26 protein-coding genes and 1 pseudogene are annotated in these 12,618 nt (G+C 49.9%); 26 read left to right on the top strand and 1 reads right to left on the bottom strand.

Annotated elements, in window-relative coordinates; translation table 11 throughout:
• From D9734_RS23515 to bfr, 3 genes and pseudogenes are all read left to right on the top strand, one after another.
• Window positions 1-134, top strand: a pseudogene (locus tag D9734_RS23515) (hypothetical protein); the annotation flags it as partial.
• Window positions 135-330: 196 nt separating this feature from the next.
• Window positions 331-525 carry a bacterioferritin-associated ferredoxin gene (bfd, locus tag D9734_RS09000; protein ID WP_000289090.1) on the top strand — a complete coding sequence of 65 codons (195 nt, stop codon included), beginning with the start codon at window positions 331-333 and terminating at the stop codon, window positions 523-525.
• 72 nt (window positions 526-597) lie between these two features.
• Window positions 598-1,074 carry a bacterioferritin gene (bfr, locus tag D9734_RS08995; RefSeq protein ID WP_000675515.1) on the top strand — a complete coding sequence of 159 codons (477 nt, stop codon included), beginning with the start codon at window positions 598-600 and terminating at the stop codon, window positions 1,072-1,074.
• Here the strand turns inward: bfr and D9734_RS08990 are convergent.
• Window positions 1,071-1,538: an A24 family peptidase gene (locus D9734_RS08990; protein WP_130206885.1), complete on the bottom strand. Its 468-nt coding sequence runs from the start codon at window positions 1,536-1,538 to the stop codon at window positions 1,071-1,073. The genes bfr and D9734_RS08990 overlap by 4 nt on opposite strands.
• Window positions 1,539-1,916: 378 nt before the next feature.
• Between D9734_RS08990 and rpsJ the strand changes: the two genes are divergently transcribed.
• The 23 genes from rpsJ to rpmJ all read left to right on the top strand — a co-directional run bounded on the left by rpsJ (window position 1,917) and on the right by rpmJ (window position 12,569).
• The gene (gene rpsJ / locus D9734_RS08985) at window positions 1,917-2,228 is read left to right on the top strand and encodes a 30S ribosomal protein S10 (RefSeq protein ID WP_001181004.1); all 312 of its coding nucleotides are present in this window, start codon (window positions 1,917-1,919) and stop codon (window positions 2,226-2,228) included.
• A 32-nt stretch (window positions 2,229-2,260) separates the two neighbouring features.
• On the top strand, window positions 2,261-2,890 hold the full coding sequence (gene rplC / locus D9734_RS08980) for a 50S ribosomal protein L3 (RefSeq protein WP_000579833.1): 630 nt from the start codon (window positions 2,261-2,263) through the stop codon (window positions 2,888-2,890).
• 10 nt (window positions 2,891-2,900) lie between these two features.
• Complete coding sequence (gene rplD, locus D9734_RS08975; RefSeq protein ID WP_000424395.1) at window positions 2,901-3,506, top strand: 50S ribosomal protein L4; 606 nt, start codon at window positions 2,901-2,903, stop codon at window positions 3,504-3,506.
• Window positions 3,503-3,805, top strand: coding sequence for a 50S ribosomal protein L23 (gene rplW, locus D9734_RS08970; RefSeq protein ID WP_000617544.1), 303 nt, complete (start codon window positions 3,503-3,505; stop codon window positions 3,803-3,805). Before rplD ends, rplW begins: the two co-directional genes overlap by 4 nt.
• Before the next feature lie 17 nt (window positions 3,806-3,822).
• Entirely contained in the window at window positions 3,823-4,644 is an 822-nt protein-coding gene (rplB, locus tag D9734_RS08965; RefSeq protein WP_000301864.1) for a 50S ribosomal protein L2, read from the top strand.
• Window positions 4,645-4,660: 16 nt separating this feature from the next.
• A complete protein-coding gene (rpsS, locus tag D9734_RS08960) occupies window positions 4,661-4,939 on the top strand; it encodes a 30S ribosomal protein S19 (protein WP_001138117.1) in 279 nt (92 codons plus the stop codon).
• 14 nt (window positions 4,940-4,953) lie between these two features.
• Window positions 4,954-5,286, top strand: coding sequence for a 50S ribosomal protein L22 (gene rplV / locus D9734_RS08955; RefSeq protein ID WP_000447529.1), 333 nt, complete (start codon window positions 4,954-4,956; stop codon window positions 5,284-5,286).
• Between the two features lie 17 nt (window positions 5,287-5,303).
• Window positions 5,304-6,005, top strand: a complete 702-nt coding sequence (gene rpsC, locus D9734_RS08950) for a 30S ribosomal protein S3 (protein WP_000529945.1) — start codon at window positions 5,304-5,306, stop codon at window positions 6,003-6,005.
• A gap of 12 nt (window positions 6,006-6,017) precedes the next feature.
• Entirely contained in the window at window positions 6,018-6,428 is a 411-nt protein-coding gene (gene rplP / locus D9734_RS08945; protein WP_000941212.1) for a 50S ribosomal protein L16, read from the top strand.
• Window positions 6,428-6,619 (top strand): 50S ribosomal protein L29, encoded by a 192-nt coding sequence (rpmC, locus tag D9734_RS08940; RefSeq protein ID WP_000644741.1) that lies wholly within the window; start codon window positions 6,428-6,430, stop codon window positions 6,617-6,619. Before rplP ends, rpmC begins: the two co-directional genes overlap by 1 nt.
• Window positions 6,619-6,873, top strand: coding sequence for a 30S ribosomal protein S17 (gene rpsQ, locus D9734_RS08935; protein WP_000130100.1), 255 nt, complete (start codon window positions 6,619-6,621; stop codon window positions 6,871-6,873). Before rpmC ends, rpsQ begins: the two co-directional genes overlap by 1 nt.
• Before the next feature lie 164 nt (window positions 6,874-7,037).
• Window positions 7,038-7,409 carry a 50S ribosomal protein L14 gene (gene rplN, locus D9734_RS08930; RefSeq protein WP_000613955.1) on the top strand — a complete coding sequence of 124 codons (372 nt, stop codon included), beginning with the start codon at window positions 7,038-7,040 and terminating at the stop codon, window positions 7,407-7,409.
• Between the two features lie 10 nt (window positions 7,410-7,419).
• Window positions 7,420-7,734, top strand: a complete 315-nt coding sequence (gene rplX, locus D9734_RS08925; RefSeq protein ID WP_000729185.1) for a 50S ribosomal protein L24 — start codon at window positions 7,420-7,422, stop codon at window positions 7,732-7,734.
• 14 nt (window positions 7,735-7,748) lie between these two features.
• Complete coding sequence (rplE, locus tag D9734_RS08920; RefSeq protein ID WP_001096200.1) at window positions 7,749-8,288, top strand: 50S ribosomal protein L5; 540 nt, start codon at window positions 7,749-7,751, stop codon at window positions 8,286-8,288.
• Window positions 8,289-8,302: 14 nt separating this feature from the next.
• Entirely contained in the window at window positions 8,303-8,608 is a 306-nt protein-coding gene (gene rpsN, locus D9734_RS08915; RefSeq protein WP_001118930.1) for a 30S ribosomal protein S14, read from the top strand.
• Window positions 8,609-8,641: 33 nt separating this feature from the next.
• On the top strand, window positions 8,642-9,034 hold the full coding sequence (rpsH, locus tag D9734_RS08910) for a 30S ribosomal protein S8 (protein ID WP_000062611.1): 393 nt from the start codon (window positions 8,642-8,644) through the stop codon (window positions 9,032-9,034).
• A gap of 12 nt (window positions 9,035-9,046) precedes the next feature.
• On the top strand, window positions 9,047-9,580 hold the full coding sequence (rplF, locus tag D9734_RS08905) for a 50S ribosomal protein L6 (RefSeq protein ID WP_064524927.1): 534 nt from the start codon (window positions 9,047-9,049) through the stop codon (window positions 9,578-9,580).
• 9 nt (window positions 9,581-9,589) lie between these two features.
• Complete coding sequence (gene rplR / locus D9734_RS08900) at window positions 9,590-9,943, top strand: 50S ribosomal protein L18 (protein WP_000358960.1); 354 nt, start codon at window positions 9,590-9,592, stop codon at window positions 9,941-9,943.
• A 14-nt stretch (window positions 9,944-9,957) separates the two neighbouring features.
• Window positions 9,958-10,461, top strand: a complete 504-nt coding sequence (gene rpsE / locus D9734_RS08895; RefSeq protein ID WP_000940121.1) for a 30S ribosomal protein S5 — start codon at window positions 9,958-9,960, stop codon at window positions 10,459-10,461.
• Between the two features lie 3 nt (window positions 10,462-10,464).
• Complete coding sequence (gene rpmD, locus D9734_RS08890) at window positions 10,465-10,644, top strand: 50S ribosomal protein L30 (RefSeq protein ID WP_001140433.1); 180 nt, start codon at window positions 10,465-10,467, stop codon at window positions 10,642-10,644.
• Between the two features lie 3 nt (window positions 10,645-10,647).
• Window positions 10,648-11,082 carry a 50S ribosomal protein L15 gene (gene rplO / locus D9734_RS08885; RefSeq protein ID WP_001238917.1) on the top strand — a complete coding sequence of 145 codons (435 nt, stop codon included), beginning with the start codon at window positions 10,648-10,650 and terminating at the stop codon, window positions 11,080-11,082.
• Window positions 11,083-11,089: 7 nt separating this feature from the next.
• Entirely contained in the window at window positions 11,090-12,421 is a 1,332-nt protein-coding gene (gene secY, locus D9734_RS08880; protein ID WP_001118861.1) for a preprotein translocase subunit SecY, read from the top strand.
• A gap of 31 nt (window positions 12,422-12,452) precedes the next feature.
• Entirely contained in the window at window positions 12,453-12,569 is a 117-nt protein-coding gene (gene rpmJ / locus D9734_RS08875) for a 50S ribosomal protein L36 (protein ID WP_000868187.1), read from the top strand.
• Window positions 12,570-12,618: the final 49 nt, after the last annotated feature.

Here is a 12,618-nt window from a genome sequence, read left to right as displayed (position 1 = left end):
ATCCGCCAGAAACCAAAACCGTTCCGTTAAGCGAAGTGGTTACCAACAACGCGACGCCACCGTCTGCATCAGTTCCGCAGCAAGAGCAGCCCGTCGCGCAATTGCCCTTTTCCGCGCTGCGGGCGTTGTTGCTAAAGTTCTGAGCTAATTACGCGTTAATTAGTTTTGAATTAAAAAGGGCGCTTAGGCGCCCTTTTTGCTGCCCGTAATTTGAGTTCGAAATATTTCGTCGTAATTTCGCTGGCTGAACTGTGGCGCAAATAAAACTGTGCTATTGTAATCATAACTATTCTCATTTACACTTTGCGCAGAATTTGAACGGGAGTAATCATGTACGTTTGTTTGTGTAATGGTGTAAGTGACAAAAAAATTCGCCAGGCAGTCCGTCAGTTTCATCCTCAGTCTTTCCAACAATTACGCAAGTTTATTCCTGTGGGAAATCAATGCGGTAAGTGCATTCGCGCCGCACGCGAAGTGATGCAGGACGAGTTGATGCAGATGCCCGAATTTAAAGAGATTGCCTGAAGCTCACGCTTATTTTTTGACATCCCGCTAGCCCCATCTACGCTCTAATAGTGGAAGCGGAGGGACTATAAAATGAAAGGTGATGTTAAAATCATAAATTATCTCAATAAACTATTGGGAAATGAGCTTGTCGCGATCAATCAGTATTTTCTTCATGCCCGTATGTTTAAAAACTGGGGCCTGATGCGCCTTAATGATGTCGAATACCATGAATCTATCGATGAGATGAAGCACGCCGATAAATATATCGAGCGTATTTTGTTCTTAGAAGGGATTCCTAACTTACAGGATTTAGGCAAGCTAGGGATCGGTGAAGATGTTGAAGAGATGCTGCAATCCGACCTGCGATTAGAGCTGGAAGGTGCGAAGGATCTTCGTGAGGCTATCGCTTATGCCGACAGCGTTCATGACTATGTTAGCCGCGATATGATGATCGAGATCCTTGCTGATGAAGAAGGTCATATCGACTGGCTCGAAACTGAACTGGATCTCATCGGTAAAATCGGCCTACAAAATTACCTGCAATCACAAATTAAAGTTAAAGATTAACGGCCTGCCAGCAGACTATCCCAGCCTACAACGAAACCCGCAGCTGCCAGAAATGGCCCAAAAGGCAGCGGGTTTTTTAATGATTCTTTTCCTCTCATGAGCAGACCAATAACTACGGCTCCGCAAGCGAATGAGGCGGCAAGGAAAACCAGCCGTGGCAAGAAGGCCCATGTATGCCAGGCGCCAAGGGCGGCGAGAAACTTCACATCACCATAGCCTAATCCTTCTTTATGACGCAGTATGCGATATCCCCAGTAAATGACAGCGAATGTGCCGTAACCAATAATCGCCCCCCATAACGCATCGGCTAAACCGTCAGGATGACAAACCTGATAGAACAAAAGACCTGACCAGAGTAACGGGCAGGTAAACCTGTCAGGTAACAAGCCATGCTTTGCATCCCAGAAAAAAAGTAGGACTGATAAGCAAACGTACAAAATCAGAAAGGGAAGGGTAGCGACCATAAAACATCCTCTGTAATTGGAGTATCACCATCGAATAACTCCGGATACTCAGCAACAGAGAAATCGCTGATTTGTTAACCTGGTTCCGGTGAAAAACGCTATCTTCACGACCTTACAAATTTCGTGGAATGCAGCTCGCAATCTGTGCGTTGCGATTAATTTCTACCCGATGCTTGCGTCAATCTCAGATTTGCGTATAATGCGCGGGCTTGTCGTAGTTGACAGCAGGTTCAATCTGAACCTCAGTTAGCCGAATTTGGCTACCTAACAATGCTCCCAATCGGGGGGCTACGTAAGAACGGTTACACTCTCCCATCAATCGTAATGGGTCTGAGGAGTAATCATTTTCGTTTATAAAATAATTGGAGCTCTGGTCTCATGCAGAACCAAAGAATCCGTATCCGCCTGAAAGCGTTTGATCATCGTCTGATCGATCAAGCAACCGCGGAAATCGTCGAGACTGCCAAGCGCACTGGTGCGCAGGTCCGTGGTCCGATCCCGCTGCCGACACGCAAAGAGCGCTTCACTGTTCTGATCTCTCCGCACGTCAACAAAGACGCGCGCGATCAGTACGAAATCCGTACTCACTTGCGTCTGGTTGACATCGTTGAGCCAACCGAGAAAACCGTTGATGCTCTGATGCGTCTGGATCTGGCTGCCGGTGTAGACGTGCAGATCAGCCTGGGTTAATCAGGTCATTGAGCGATTGAGAGGTTGAAACAATGATTGGTTTAGTCGGTAAAAAAGTGGGTATGACCCGTATCTTCACAGAAGACGGCGTTTCTATCCCAGTAACCGTAATCGAAGTTGAAGCAAACCGCGTTACTCAGGTTAAAGACCTGGCTAACGATGGCTACCGTGCTATTCAGGTAACCACCGGTGCTAAAAAAGCTAACCGTGTGACCAAGCCTGAAGCTGGCCACTTCGCTAAAGCTGGCGTAGAAGCTGGCCGTGGTCTGTGGGAATTCCGCCTGGCTGAAGGCGAAGAGTTCACTGTAGGTCAGAGCATTAGCGTTGAACTGTTTGCTGACGTTAAAAAAGTTGACGTAACTGGCACCTCTAAAGGTAAAGGTTTCGCAGGTACCGTTAAGCGCTGGAACTTCCGTACCCAGGACGCAACCCACGGTAACTCCTTGTCTCACCGCGTTCCGGGTTCTATCGGTCAGAACCAGACTCCGGGCAAAGTGTTCAAAGGCAAGAAAATGGCAGGTCAGATGGGTAACGAACGTGTAACCGTTCAGAGCCTTGACGTAGTACGCGTTGACGCTGAGCGCAACCTGCTGCTGGTTAAAGGTGCTGTCCCGGGTGCAACCGGTAGCGACCTGATCGTTAAACCAGCTGTGAAGGCGTAAGGAGATAGCAATGGAATTAGTATTGAAAGACGCGCAGAGCGCGCTGACTGTTTCCGAAACTACCTTCGGTCGTGATTTCAACGAAGCGCTGGTTCACCAGGTTGTTGTTGCTTATGCAGCCGGTGCTCGTCAGGGTACTCGTGCTCAGAAGACTCGTGCTGAAGTAACTGGTTCCGGTAAAAAACCGTGGCGCCAGAAAGGCACCGGCCGTGCGCGTTCTGGTTCTATCAAGAGCCCGATTTGGCGTTCTGGTGGCGTGACCTTCGCTGCTCGTCCGCAGGACCACAGTCAAAAAGTTAACAAGAAGATGTACCGCGGCGCGCTGAAAAGCATCCTGTCCGAACTGGTACGTCAGGATCGTCTGATCGTTGTCGAGAAGTTCTCTGTAGAAGCACCGAAAACCAAGCTGCTGGCACAGAAACTGAAAGACATGGCTCTGGAAGATGTGCTGATCATCACCGGTGAGCTGGACGAGAACCTGTTCCTGGCTGCGCGCAACCTGCACAAGGTTGACGTACGCGATGCAACTGGTATCGACCCGGTTAGCCTGATCGCCTTCGACAAAGTCGTAATGACTGCTGATGCTGTTAAGCAAGTTGAGGAGATGCTGGCATGATTCGTGAAGAACGTCTGCTGAAGGTGCTGCGTGCACCGCACGTTTCTGAAAAAGCGTCTACTGCGATGGAAAAATCCAACACCATCGTACTCAAAGTTGCTAAAGACGCGACCAAAGCAGAAATCAAAGCTGCTGTGCAGAAACTGTTTGAAGTCGAAGTCGAAGTCGTTAACACCCTGGTAGTTAAAGGGAAAGTTAAACGTCACGGACAGCGTATCGGTCGTCGTAGCGACTGGAAAAAAGCTTACGTCACCCTGAAAGAAGGCCAGAATCTGGACTTCGTTGGCGGCGCTGAGTAAGTCGGAGGAGTAATACAATGGCAGTTGTTAAATGTAAACCGACATCTCCGGGTCGTCGCCACGTTGTTAAAGTGGTTAACCCTGAGCTGCACAAGGGCAAACCTTTTGCTCCGTTGCTGGAAAAAAACAGCAAATCCGGTGGTCGTAACAACAATGGCCGTATCACCACTCGTCATATCGGTGGTGGCCACAAGCAGGCTTACCGTATTGTTGACTTCAAACGCAACAAAGACGGTATCCCGGCAGTTGTTGAACGTCTTGAGTACGATCCGAACCGTTCCGCGAACATCGCGCTGGTTCTGTACAAAGACGGTGAACGCCGTTACATCCTGGCCCCTAAAGGCCTGAAAGCTGGCGACCAGATTCAGTCTGGCGTTGATGCTGCAATCAAACCAGGTAACACCCTGCCGATGCGCAACATCCCGGTTGGTTCTACTGTTCACAACGTAGAAATGAAACCAGGTAAAGGCGGTCAGCTGGCACGTTCCGCTGGTACTTACGTTCAGATCGTTGCTCGTGATGGTGCTTATGTCACCCTGCGTCTGCGTTCTGGTGAAATGCGTAAAGTAGAAGCAGACTGCCGTGCAACTCTGGGCGAAGTTGGCAATGCTGAGCATATGCTGCGCGTTCTGGGTAAAGCAGGTGCTGCACGCTGGCGTGGTGTTCGTCCGACCGTTCGCGGTACCGCGATGAACCCGGTAGACCACCCACATGGTGGTGGTGAAGGTCGTAACTTTGGTAAGCACCCGGTAACTCCGTGGGGCGTTCAGACCAAAGGTAAGAAGACCCGCAGCAACAAGCGTACTGATAAATTCATCGTACGTCGCCGTAGCAAATAATTTTAGAGGATAAGCCATGCCACGTTCTCTCAAGAAAGGTCCTTTTATTGACCTGCACTTGCTGAAGAAGGTAGAGAAAGCGGTGGAAAGCGGAGACAAGAAGCCCCTGCGCACTTGGTCCCGTCGTTCAACGATCTTTCCTAACATGATCGGTTTGACCATCGCTGTCCATAATGGTCGTCAGCACGTTCCGGTATTTGTAACCGACGAAATGGTCGGCCACAAACTGGGTGAATTCGCACCGACTCGTACTTATCGCGGCCATGCTGCTGATAAAAAAGCGAAAAAGAAATAAGGTAGGAGGAAGAGATGGAAACTATCGCTAAACATCGCCATGCTCGTTCTTCTGCTCAGAAGGTTCGCCTTGTTGCTGACCTGATTCGCGGTAAGAAAGTGTCGCAGGCTCTGGATATTCTGACCTACACCAACAAGAAAGCGGCTGTACTGGTCAAGAAGGTTCTGGAATCTGCCATTGCTAACGCTGAACACAACGATGGCGCTGACATTGACGATCTGAAAGTTACGAAAATTTTCGTAGACGAAGGCCCGAGCATGAAGCGCATTATGCCGCGTGCAAAAGGTCGTGCAGATCGCATCCTGAAGCGCACCAGCCACATCACTGTGGTTGTGTCCGATCGCTGAGACTCTGGAGACTAGCAATGGGTCAGAAAGTACATCCTAATGGTATTCGCCTGGGTATTGTAAAACCATGGAACTCTACCTGGTTTGCGAACACCAAAGAATTCGCTGACAACCTGGACAGCGATTTTAAAGTACGTCAGTACCTGACAAAGGAACTGGCTAAAGCGTCCGTATCTCGTATCGTTATCGAGCGTCCGGCTAAGAGCATTCGTGTAACCATTCACACTGCTCGCCCGGGTATCGTTATCGGTAAAAAAGGTGAAGACGTAGAAAAACTGCGTAAGGTCGTAGCGGACATCGCTGGCGTTCCTGCACAGATCAACATCGCCGAAGTTCGTAAGCCTGAACTGGACGCAAAACTGGTTGCTGACAGCATCACTTCTCAGCTGGAACGTCGCGTTATGTTCCGTCGTGCTATGAAGCGTGCTGTACAGAACGCAATGCGTCTGGGCGCTAAAGGTATTAAAGTTGAAGTTAGCGGCCGTCTGGGCGGCGCGGAAATCGCACGTACCGAATGGTACCGCGAAGGTCGCGTACCGCTGCACACTCTGCGTGCTGACATCGACTACAACACCTCTGAAGCGCACACCACTTACGGTGTAATCGGCGTTAAAGTGTGGATCTTCAAAGGCGAGATCCTGGGTGGTATGGCTGCTGTTGAACAACCGGAAAAACCGGCTGCTCAGCCTAAAAAGCAGCAGCGTAAAGGCCGTAAATAAGGAGCGTCGCTGATGTTACAACCAAAGCGTACAAAATTCCGTAAAATGCACAAAGGCCGTAACCGCGGTCTGGCGCAGGGTACGGATGTTAGCTTCGGCAGCTTCGGTCTGAAAGCTGTTGGCCGTGGTCGTCTGACTGCACGTCAGATCGAAGCAGCACGTCGTGCTATGACCCGTGCAGTTAAGCGTCAAGGTAAGATCTGGATCCGTGTGTTCCCGGACAAACCGATCACTGAAAAGCCGCTGGCAGTGCGTATGGGTAAAGGTAAAGGTAACGTGGAGTATTGGGTTGCCTTGATTCAGCCGGGTAAAGTCCTGTATGAAATGGACGGTGTTCCGGAAGAGCTGGCCCGTGAAGCATTCAAGCTGGCAGCAGCGAAACTGCCGATTAAAACCACCTTTGTAACTAAGACGGTGATGTAATGAAAGCAAAAGAGCTGCGTGAGAAGAGCGTTGAAGAGCTGAACACCGAGCTGCTGAACTTGCTGCGTGAGCAGTTCAACCTGCGTATGCAGGCTGCAAGTGGCCAGCTGCAACAGTCTCACCTGTTGAAGCAAGTGCGTCGCGATGTCGCACGCGTTAAGACTTTACTGAACGAGAAGGCGGGTGCGTAATGACCGATAAAATCCGTACTCTGCAAGGTCGCGTTGTTAGCGACAAAATGGAGAAATCCATTGTTGTTGCTATCGAACGTTTTGTGAAACACCCGATCTACGGTAAATTCATCAAGCGTACGACCAAACTGCACGTACATGACGAGAACAACGAATGCGGTATCGGTGACGTGGTTGAAATCCGCGAATGCCGTCCGCTGTCCAAGACTAAATCCTGGACGCTGGTTCGCGTTGTAGAGAAAGCGGTTCTGTAATACAGTACACTCTCTCGATACGAATAAACGGCTCAGAAATGAGCCGTTTATTTTTTCTACCCATATCCTTGAAGCGGTGTTATAATGCCGCGCCCTCGATATGGGGATTTTTAACGACCTGATTTTCGGGTCTCAGTAGTAGTTGACATTAGCGGAGCACTAAAATGATCCAAGAACAGACTATGCTGAACGTCGCCGACAACTCCGGTGCACGTCGCGTAATGTGTATCAAGGTTCTGGGTGGCTCGCACCGTCGCTACGCAGGCGTAGGCGACATCATCAAGATCACCATTAAAGAAGCAATTCCGCGTGGTAAGGTCAAAAAAGGTGATGTGCTGAAGGCGGTAGTGGTGCGCACCAAGAAGGGTGTTCGTCGCCCGGACGGTTCTGTCATTCGCTTCGATGGTAATGCTTGTGTTCTTCTGAACAACAACAGCGAGCAGCCTATCGGTACGCGTATTTTTGGGCCGGTAACTCGTGAGCTTCGTAGTGAGAAGTTCATGAAAATTATCTCTCTGGCACCAGAAGTACTCTAAGGAGCGAATCATGGCAGCGAAAATCCGTCGTGATGACGAAGTTATCGTGTTAACCGGTAAAGATAAAGGTAAACGCGGTAAAGTTAAGAATGTCCTGTCTTCCGGCAAGGTCATTGTTGAAGGTATCAACCTGGTTAAGAAACATCAGAAGCCGGTTCCGGCCCTGAACCAACCGGGTGGCATCGTTGAAAAAGAAGCCGCTATTCAGGTTTCCAACGTAGCAATCTTCAATGCGGCAACCGGCAAGGCTGACCGTGTAGGCTTTAGATTCGAAGACGGTAAGAAAGTCCGTTTCTTCAAGTCTAACAGCGAAACTATCAAGTAATTTGGAGTAGTACGATGGCGAAACTGCATGATTACTACAAAGACGAAGTAGTTAAAAAACTCATGACTGAGTTTAACTACAATTCTGTCATGCAAGTCCCTCGGGTCGAGAAGATCACCCTGAACATGGGTGTTGGTGAAGCGATCGCTGACAAAAAACTGCTGGATAACGCAGCAGCAGACTTGGCAGCAATCTCCGGTCAAAAACCGCTGATCACCAAAGCACGCAAATCTGTTGCAGGCTTCAAAATCCGTCAGGGCTATCCGATCGGCTGTAAAGTAACTCTGCGTGGCGAACGCATGTGGGAGTTCTTTGAGCGCCTGATCACTATTGCTGTACCGCGTATCCGTGACTTCCGTGGCTTGTCCGCTAAGTCTTTCGACGGTCGTGGTAATTACAGCATGGGTGTCCGTGAGCAGATCATCTTCCCAGAAATCGACTACGATAAAGTCGACCGCGTTCGTGGTTTGGATATTACCATTACCACTACTGCGAAATCTGACGAAGAAGGCCGTGCTCTGCTGGCTGCCTTTGACTTCCCGTTCCGCAAGTAAGGTAGGGTTACTAAATGGCTAAGCAATCAATGAAAGCACGCGAAGTAAAACGCGTAGCTTTAGCTGATAAATACTTCGCGAAACGCGCTGAACTGAAAGCGATCATCTCTGATGTGAACGCTTCCGACGAAGATCGTTGGAATGCTGTTCTCAAGCTGCAGACTCTGCCGCGTGATTCCAGCCCGTCTCGTCAGCGTAACCGCTGCCGTCAAACAGGTCGTCCGCATGGTTTCCTGCGGAAGTTCGGGTTGAGCCGTATTAAGGTCCGTGAAGCCGCTATGCGCGGTGAAATCCCGGGTCTGAAAAAGGCTAGCTGGTAATTGTCACCAATTGAATCACGGGAGTAAAGACAGATGAGCATGCAAGATCCGATCGCGGATATGCTGACCCGTATCCGTAACGGTCAGGCCGCGAACAAAGCTGCGGTCACCATGCCTTCCTCCAAGCTGAAAGTGGCAATCGCCAACGTGCTGAAGGAAGAAGGTTTTATTGAAGATTTTAAAGTTGAAGGCGACACCAAGCCTGAACTGGAACTTACTCTGAAGTATTTCCAGGGCAAAGCTGTTGTAGAAAGCATTCAGCGTGTCAGCCGCCCAGGTCTGCGCATCTATAAACGTAAAGATGAGCTGCCGAAAGTTATGGCGGGTCTGGGTATCGCAGTTGTTTCTACCTCTAAAGGTGTTATGACTGATCGTGCAGCGCGCCAGGCTGGTCTTGGTGGCGAAATTATCTGCTACGTAGCCTAATCGGAGGAAAAAATGTCTCGTGTTGCTAAAGCACCGGTCGTTGTTCCTGCCGGCGTTGATGTAAAAATCAACGGTCAGGTTATTACGATCAAAGGTAAAAACGGCGAGCTGACTCGTACTCTCAACGATGCTGTTGAAGTTAAACATGCAGATAATACCCTGACCTTCGGTCCGCGTGATGGTTACGCAGACGGTTGGGCTCAGGCTGGTACCGCGCGTGCCCTGCTGAACTCAATGGTTATCGGTGTTACCGAAGGCTTCACTAAGAAGCTGCAGCTGGTTGGTGTAGGTTACCGTGCAGCGGTTAAAGGCAATGTGATTAACCTGTCTCTGGGTTTCTCTCATCCTGTTGACCATCAGCTGCCTGCGGGTATCACTGCTGAATGTCCGACTCAGACTGAAATCGTGCTGAAAGGCGCTGATAAGCAGATGATCGGCCAGGTTGCAGCGGATCTGCGCGCCTACCGTCGTCCTGAGCCTTACAAAGGCAAGGGTGTTCGTTACGCCGACGAAGTCGTGCGTACCAAAGAGGCTAAGAAGAAGTAAGGTAACACTATGGATAAGAAATCTGCTCGTATCCGTCGTGCGACCCGCGCACGCCGCAAGCTCCAGGAGCTGGGCGCAACTCGCCTGGTGGTACATCGTACCCCGCGTCACATTTACGCACAGGTAATTGCACCGAACGGTTCTGAAGTTCTGGTAGCTGCTTCTACTGTAGAAAAAGCTATCGCTGAACAACTGAAGTACACCGGTAACAAAGACGCGGCTGCAGCTGTGGGTAAAGCTGTCGCTGAACGCGCTCTGGAAAAAGGCATCAAAGATGTATCCTTTGACCGTTCCGGGTTCCAATATCATGGTCGTGTCCAGGCACTGGCAGATGCTGCCCGTGAAGCTGGCCTTCAGTTCTAAGGTAGAGGTGTAAGATGGCTCACATCGAAAAACAAGCTGGCGAACTGCAGGAAAAGCTGATCGCGGTAAACCGCGTATCTAAAACCGTTAAAGGTGGTCGTATTTTCTCCTTCACAGCTCTGACTGTAGTTGGCGATGGTAACGGTCGCGTTGGTTTTGGTTACGGTAAAGCGCGTGAAGTTCCAGCAGCGATCCAGAAAGCGATGGAAAAAGCCCGTCGCAATATGATTAACGTCGCGCTGAATAACGGCACTCTGCAACACCCTGTTAAAGGTGTTCATACGGGTTCTCGCGTATTCATGCAGCCGGCTTCCGAAGGTACCGGTATCATCGCCGGTGGTGCAATGCGCGCCGTTCTGGAAGTCGCTGGGGTTCATAACGTTCTGGCTAAAGCATATGGTTCCACCAACCCGATTAACGTGGTTCGTGCAACTATCGATGGCCTGGAAAATATGAATTCTCCAGAAATGGTCGCTGCCAAGCGTGGTAAATCCGTTGAAGAAATTCTGGGGAAATAAACCATGGCAAAGACTATTAAAATTACTCAAACCCGCAGTGCAATCGGTCGTCTGCCGAAACACAAGGCAACGCTGCTTGGCCTGGGTCTGCGTCGTATTGGTCACACCGTAGAGCGCGAGGATACTCCTGCTATTCGCGGTATGATCAACGCGGTTTCCTTCATGGTTAAAGTTGAGGAGTAAGAGATGCGTTTAAATACTCTGTCTCCGGCCGAAGGCTCCAAAAAGGCGGGTAAACGCCTGGGTCGTGGTATCGGTTCTGGCCTCGGTAAAACCGGTGGTCGTGGTCACAAAGGTCAGAAATCTCGTTCTGGCGGTGGCGTACGTCGCGGTTTCGAGGGTGGTCAGATGCCTCTGTACCGTCGTCTGCCGAAATTCGGCTTCACTTCTCGTAAAGCAGCGATTACAGCCGAAGTTCGTCTGTCTGACCTGGCTAAAGTAGAAGGCGGTGTTGTAGACCTGAACACGCTGAAAGCGGCTAACATTATCGGTATCCAGATCGAGTTCGCGAAAGTGATCCTGGCTGGCGAAGTAACTACTCCGGTAACTGTTCGTGGCCTGCGTGTTACTAAAGGCGCTCGTGCTGCTATCGAAGCTGCTGGCGGTAAAATCGAGGAATAAGTAGCAGATGGCTAAACAACCGGGATTAGATTTTCAAAGTGCCAAAGGTGGCTTAGGCGAGCTGAAACGCAGACTGCTGTTTGTTATCGGTGCGCTGATTGTGTTCCGTATTGGCTCTTTTATTCCGATCCCTGGTATTGATGCCGCTGTACTTGCCAAACTGCTTGAGCAACAGCGAGGCACCATCATTGAGATGTTTAACATGTTCTCTGGTGGTGCTCTCAGCCGTGCTTCTATCTTTGCTCTGGGGATCATGCCGTATATTTCGGCGTCGATCATTATCCAGCTGCTGACGGTGGTTCACCCAACGTTGGCAGAAATTAAGAAAGAAGGGGAGTCTGGTCGTCGTAAGATCAGCCAGTACACCCGTTACGGTACTCTGGTGCTGGCAATATTCCAGTCGATCGGTATTGCTACCGGTCTGCCGAATATGCCTGGTATGCAAGGCTTGGTTATTAACCCGGGCTTTGCATTCTACTTCACCGCTGTTGTAAGTCTGGTCACAGGAACGATGTTCCTGATGTGGTTGGGCGAACAGATCACTGAACGAGGTATCGGCAACGGTATTTCAATCATTATCTTCGCCGGTATTGTCGCGGGGCTCCCGCCAGCCATTGCCCATACTATCGAGCAAGCGCGTCAAGGCGACCTGCACTTCCTCGTGTTGCTGTTGGTTGCAGTATTAGTATTTGCAGTGACGTTCTTTGTTGTATTTGTTGAGCGTGGTCAACGCCGCATTGTGGTAAACTACGCAAAACGTCAGCAAGGTCGTCGTGTCTATGCTGCACAGAGCACACATTTACCGCTGAAAGTGAATATGGCGGGGGTAATCCCGGCAATCTTCGCTTCCAGTATTATTCTGTTCCCGGCTACCATCGCGTCATGGTTCGGGGGCGGTACTGGTTGGAACTGGCTGACAACAATTTCGCTGTATTTGCAGCCTGGGCAACCGCTTTATGTGTTACTCTATGCGTCTGCAATCATCTTCTTCTGTTTCTTCTACACGGCGTTGGTTTTCAACCCGCGTGAAACAGCAGATAACCTGAAGAAGTCCGGTGCATTTGTACCAGGAATTCGTCCGGGAGAGCAAACGGCGAAGTATATCGATAAAGTAATGACCCGCCTGACCTTGGTTGGTGCGCTGTACATTACCTTTATCTGCCTGATCCCGGAGTTCATGCGTGATGCAATGAAAGTACCGTTCTACTTCGGTGGGACCTCACTGCTTATCGTTGTTGTCGTGATTATGGACTTTATGGCTCAAGTGCAAACTCTGATGATGTCCAGTCAGTATGAGTCTGCATTGAAGAAGGCGAACCTGAAAGGCTACGGCCGATAATTGGTCGCCCGAGAAGTTACGGAGAGTAAAAATGAAAGTTCGTGCTTCCGTCAAGAAATTATGCCGTAACTGCAAAATCGTTAAGCGTGATGGTGTCATCCGTGTGATTTGCAGTGCCGAGCCGAAGCATAAACAGCGCCAAGGCTGATTTATTCGCATATTTTTCTTGCAAAGTTGGGTTGAGCTGGCTAGATTAG

This window comes from Escherichia sp. E14S1 (assembly GCF_004211995.1).
Classification (GTDB): Bacteria; Pseudomonadota; Gammaproteobacteria; order Enterobacterales; family Enterobacteriaceae; genus Escherichia.
Note: the sequence above shows the minus strand (reverse complement) of the source record. Positions and strands in the feature narration are given on the sequence as shown.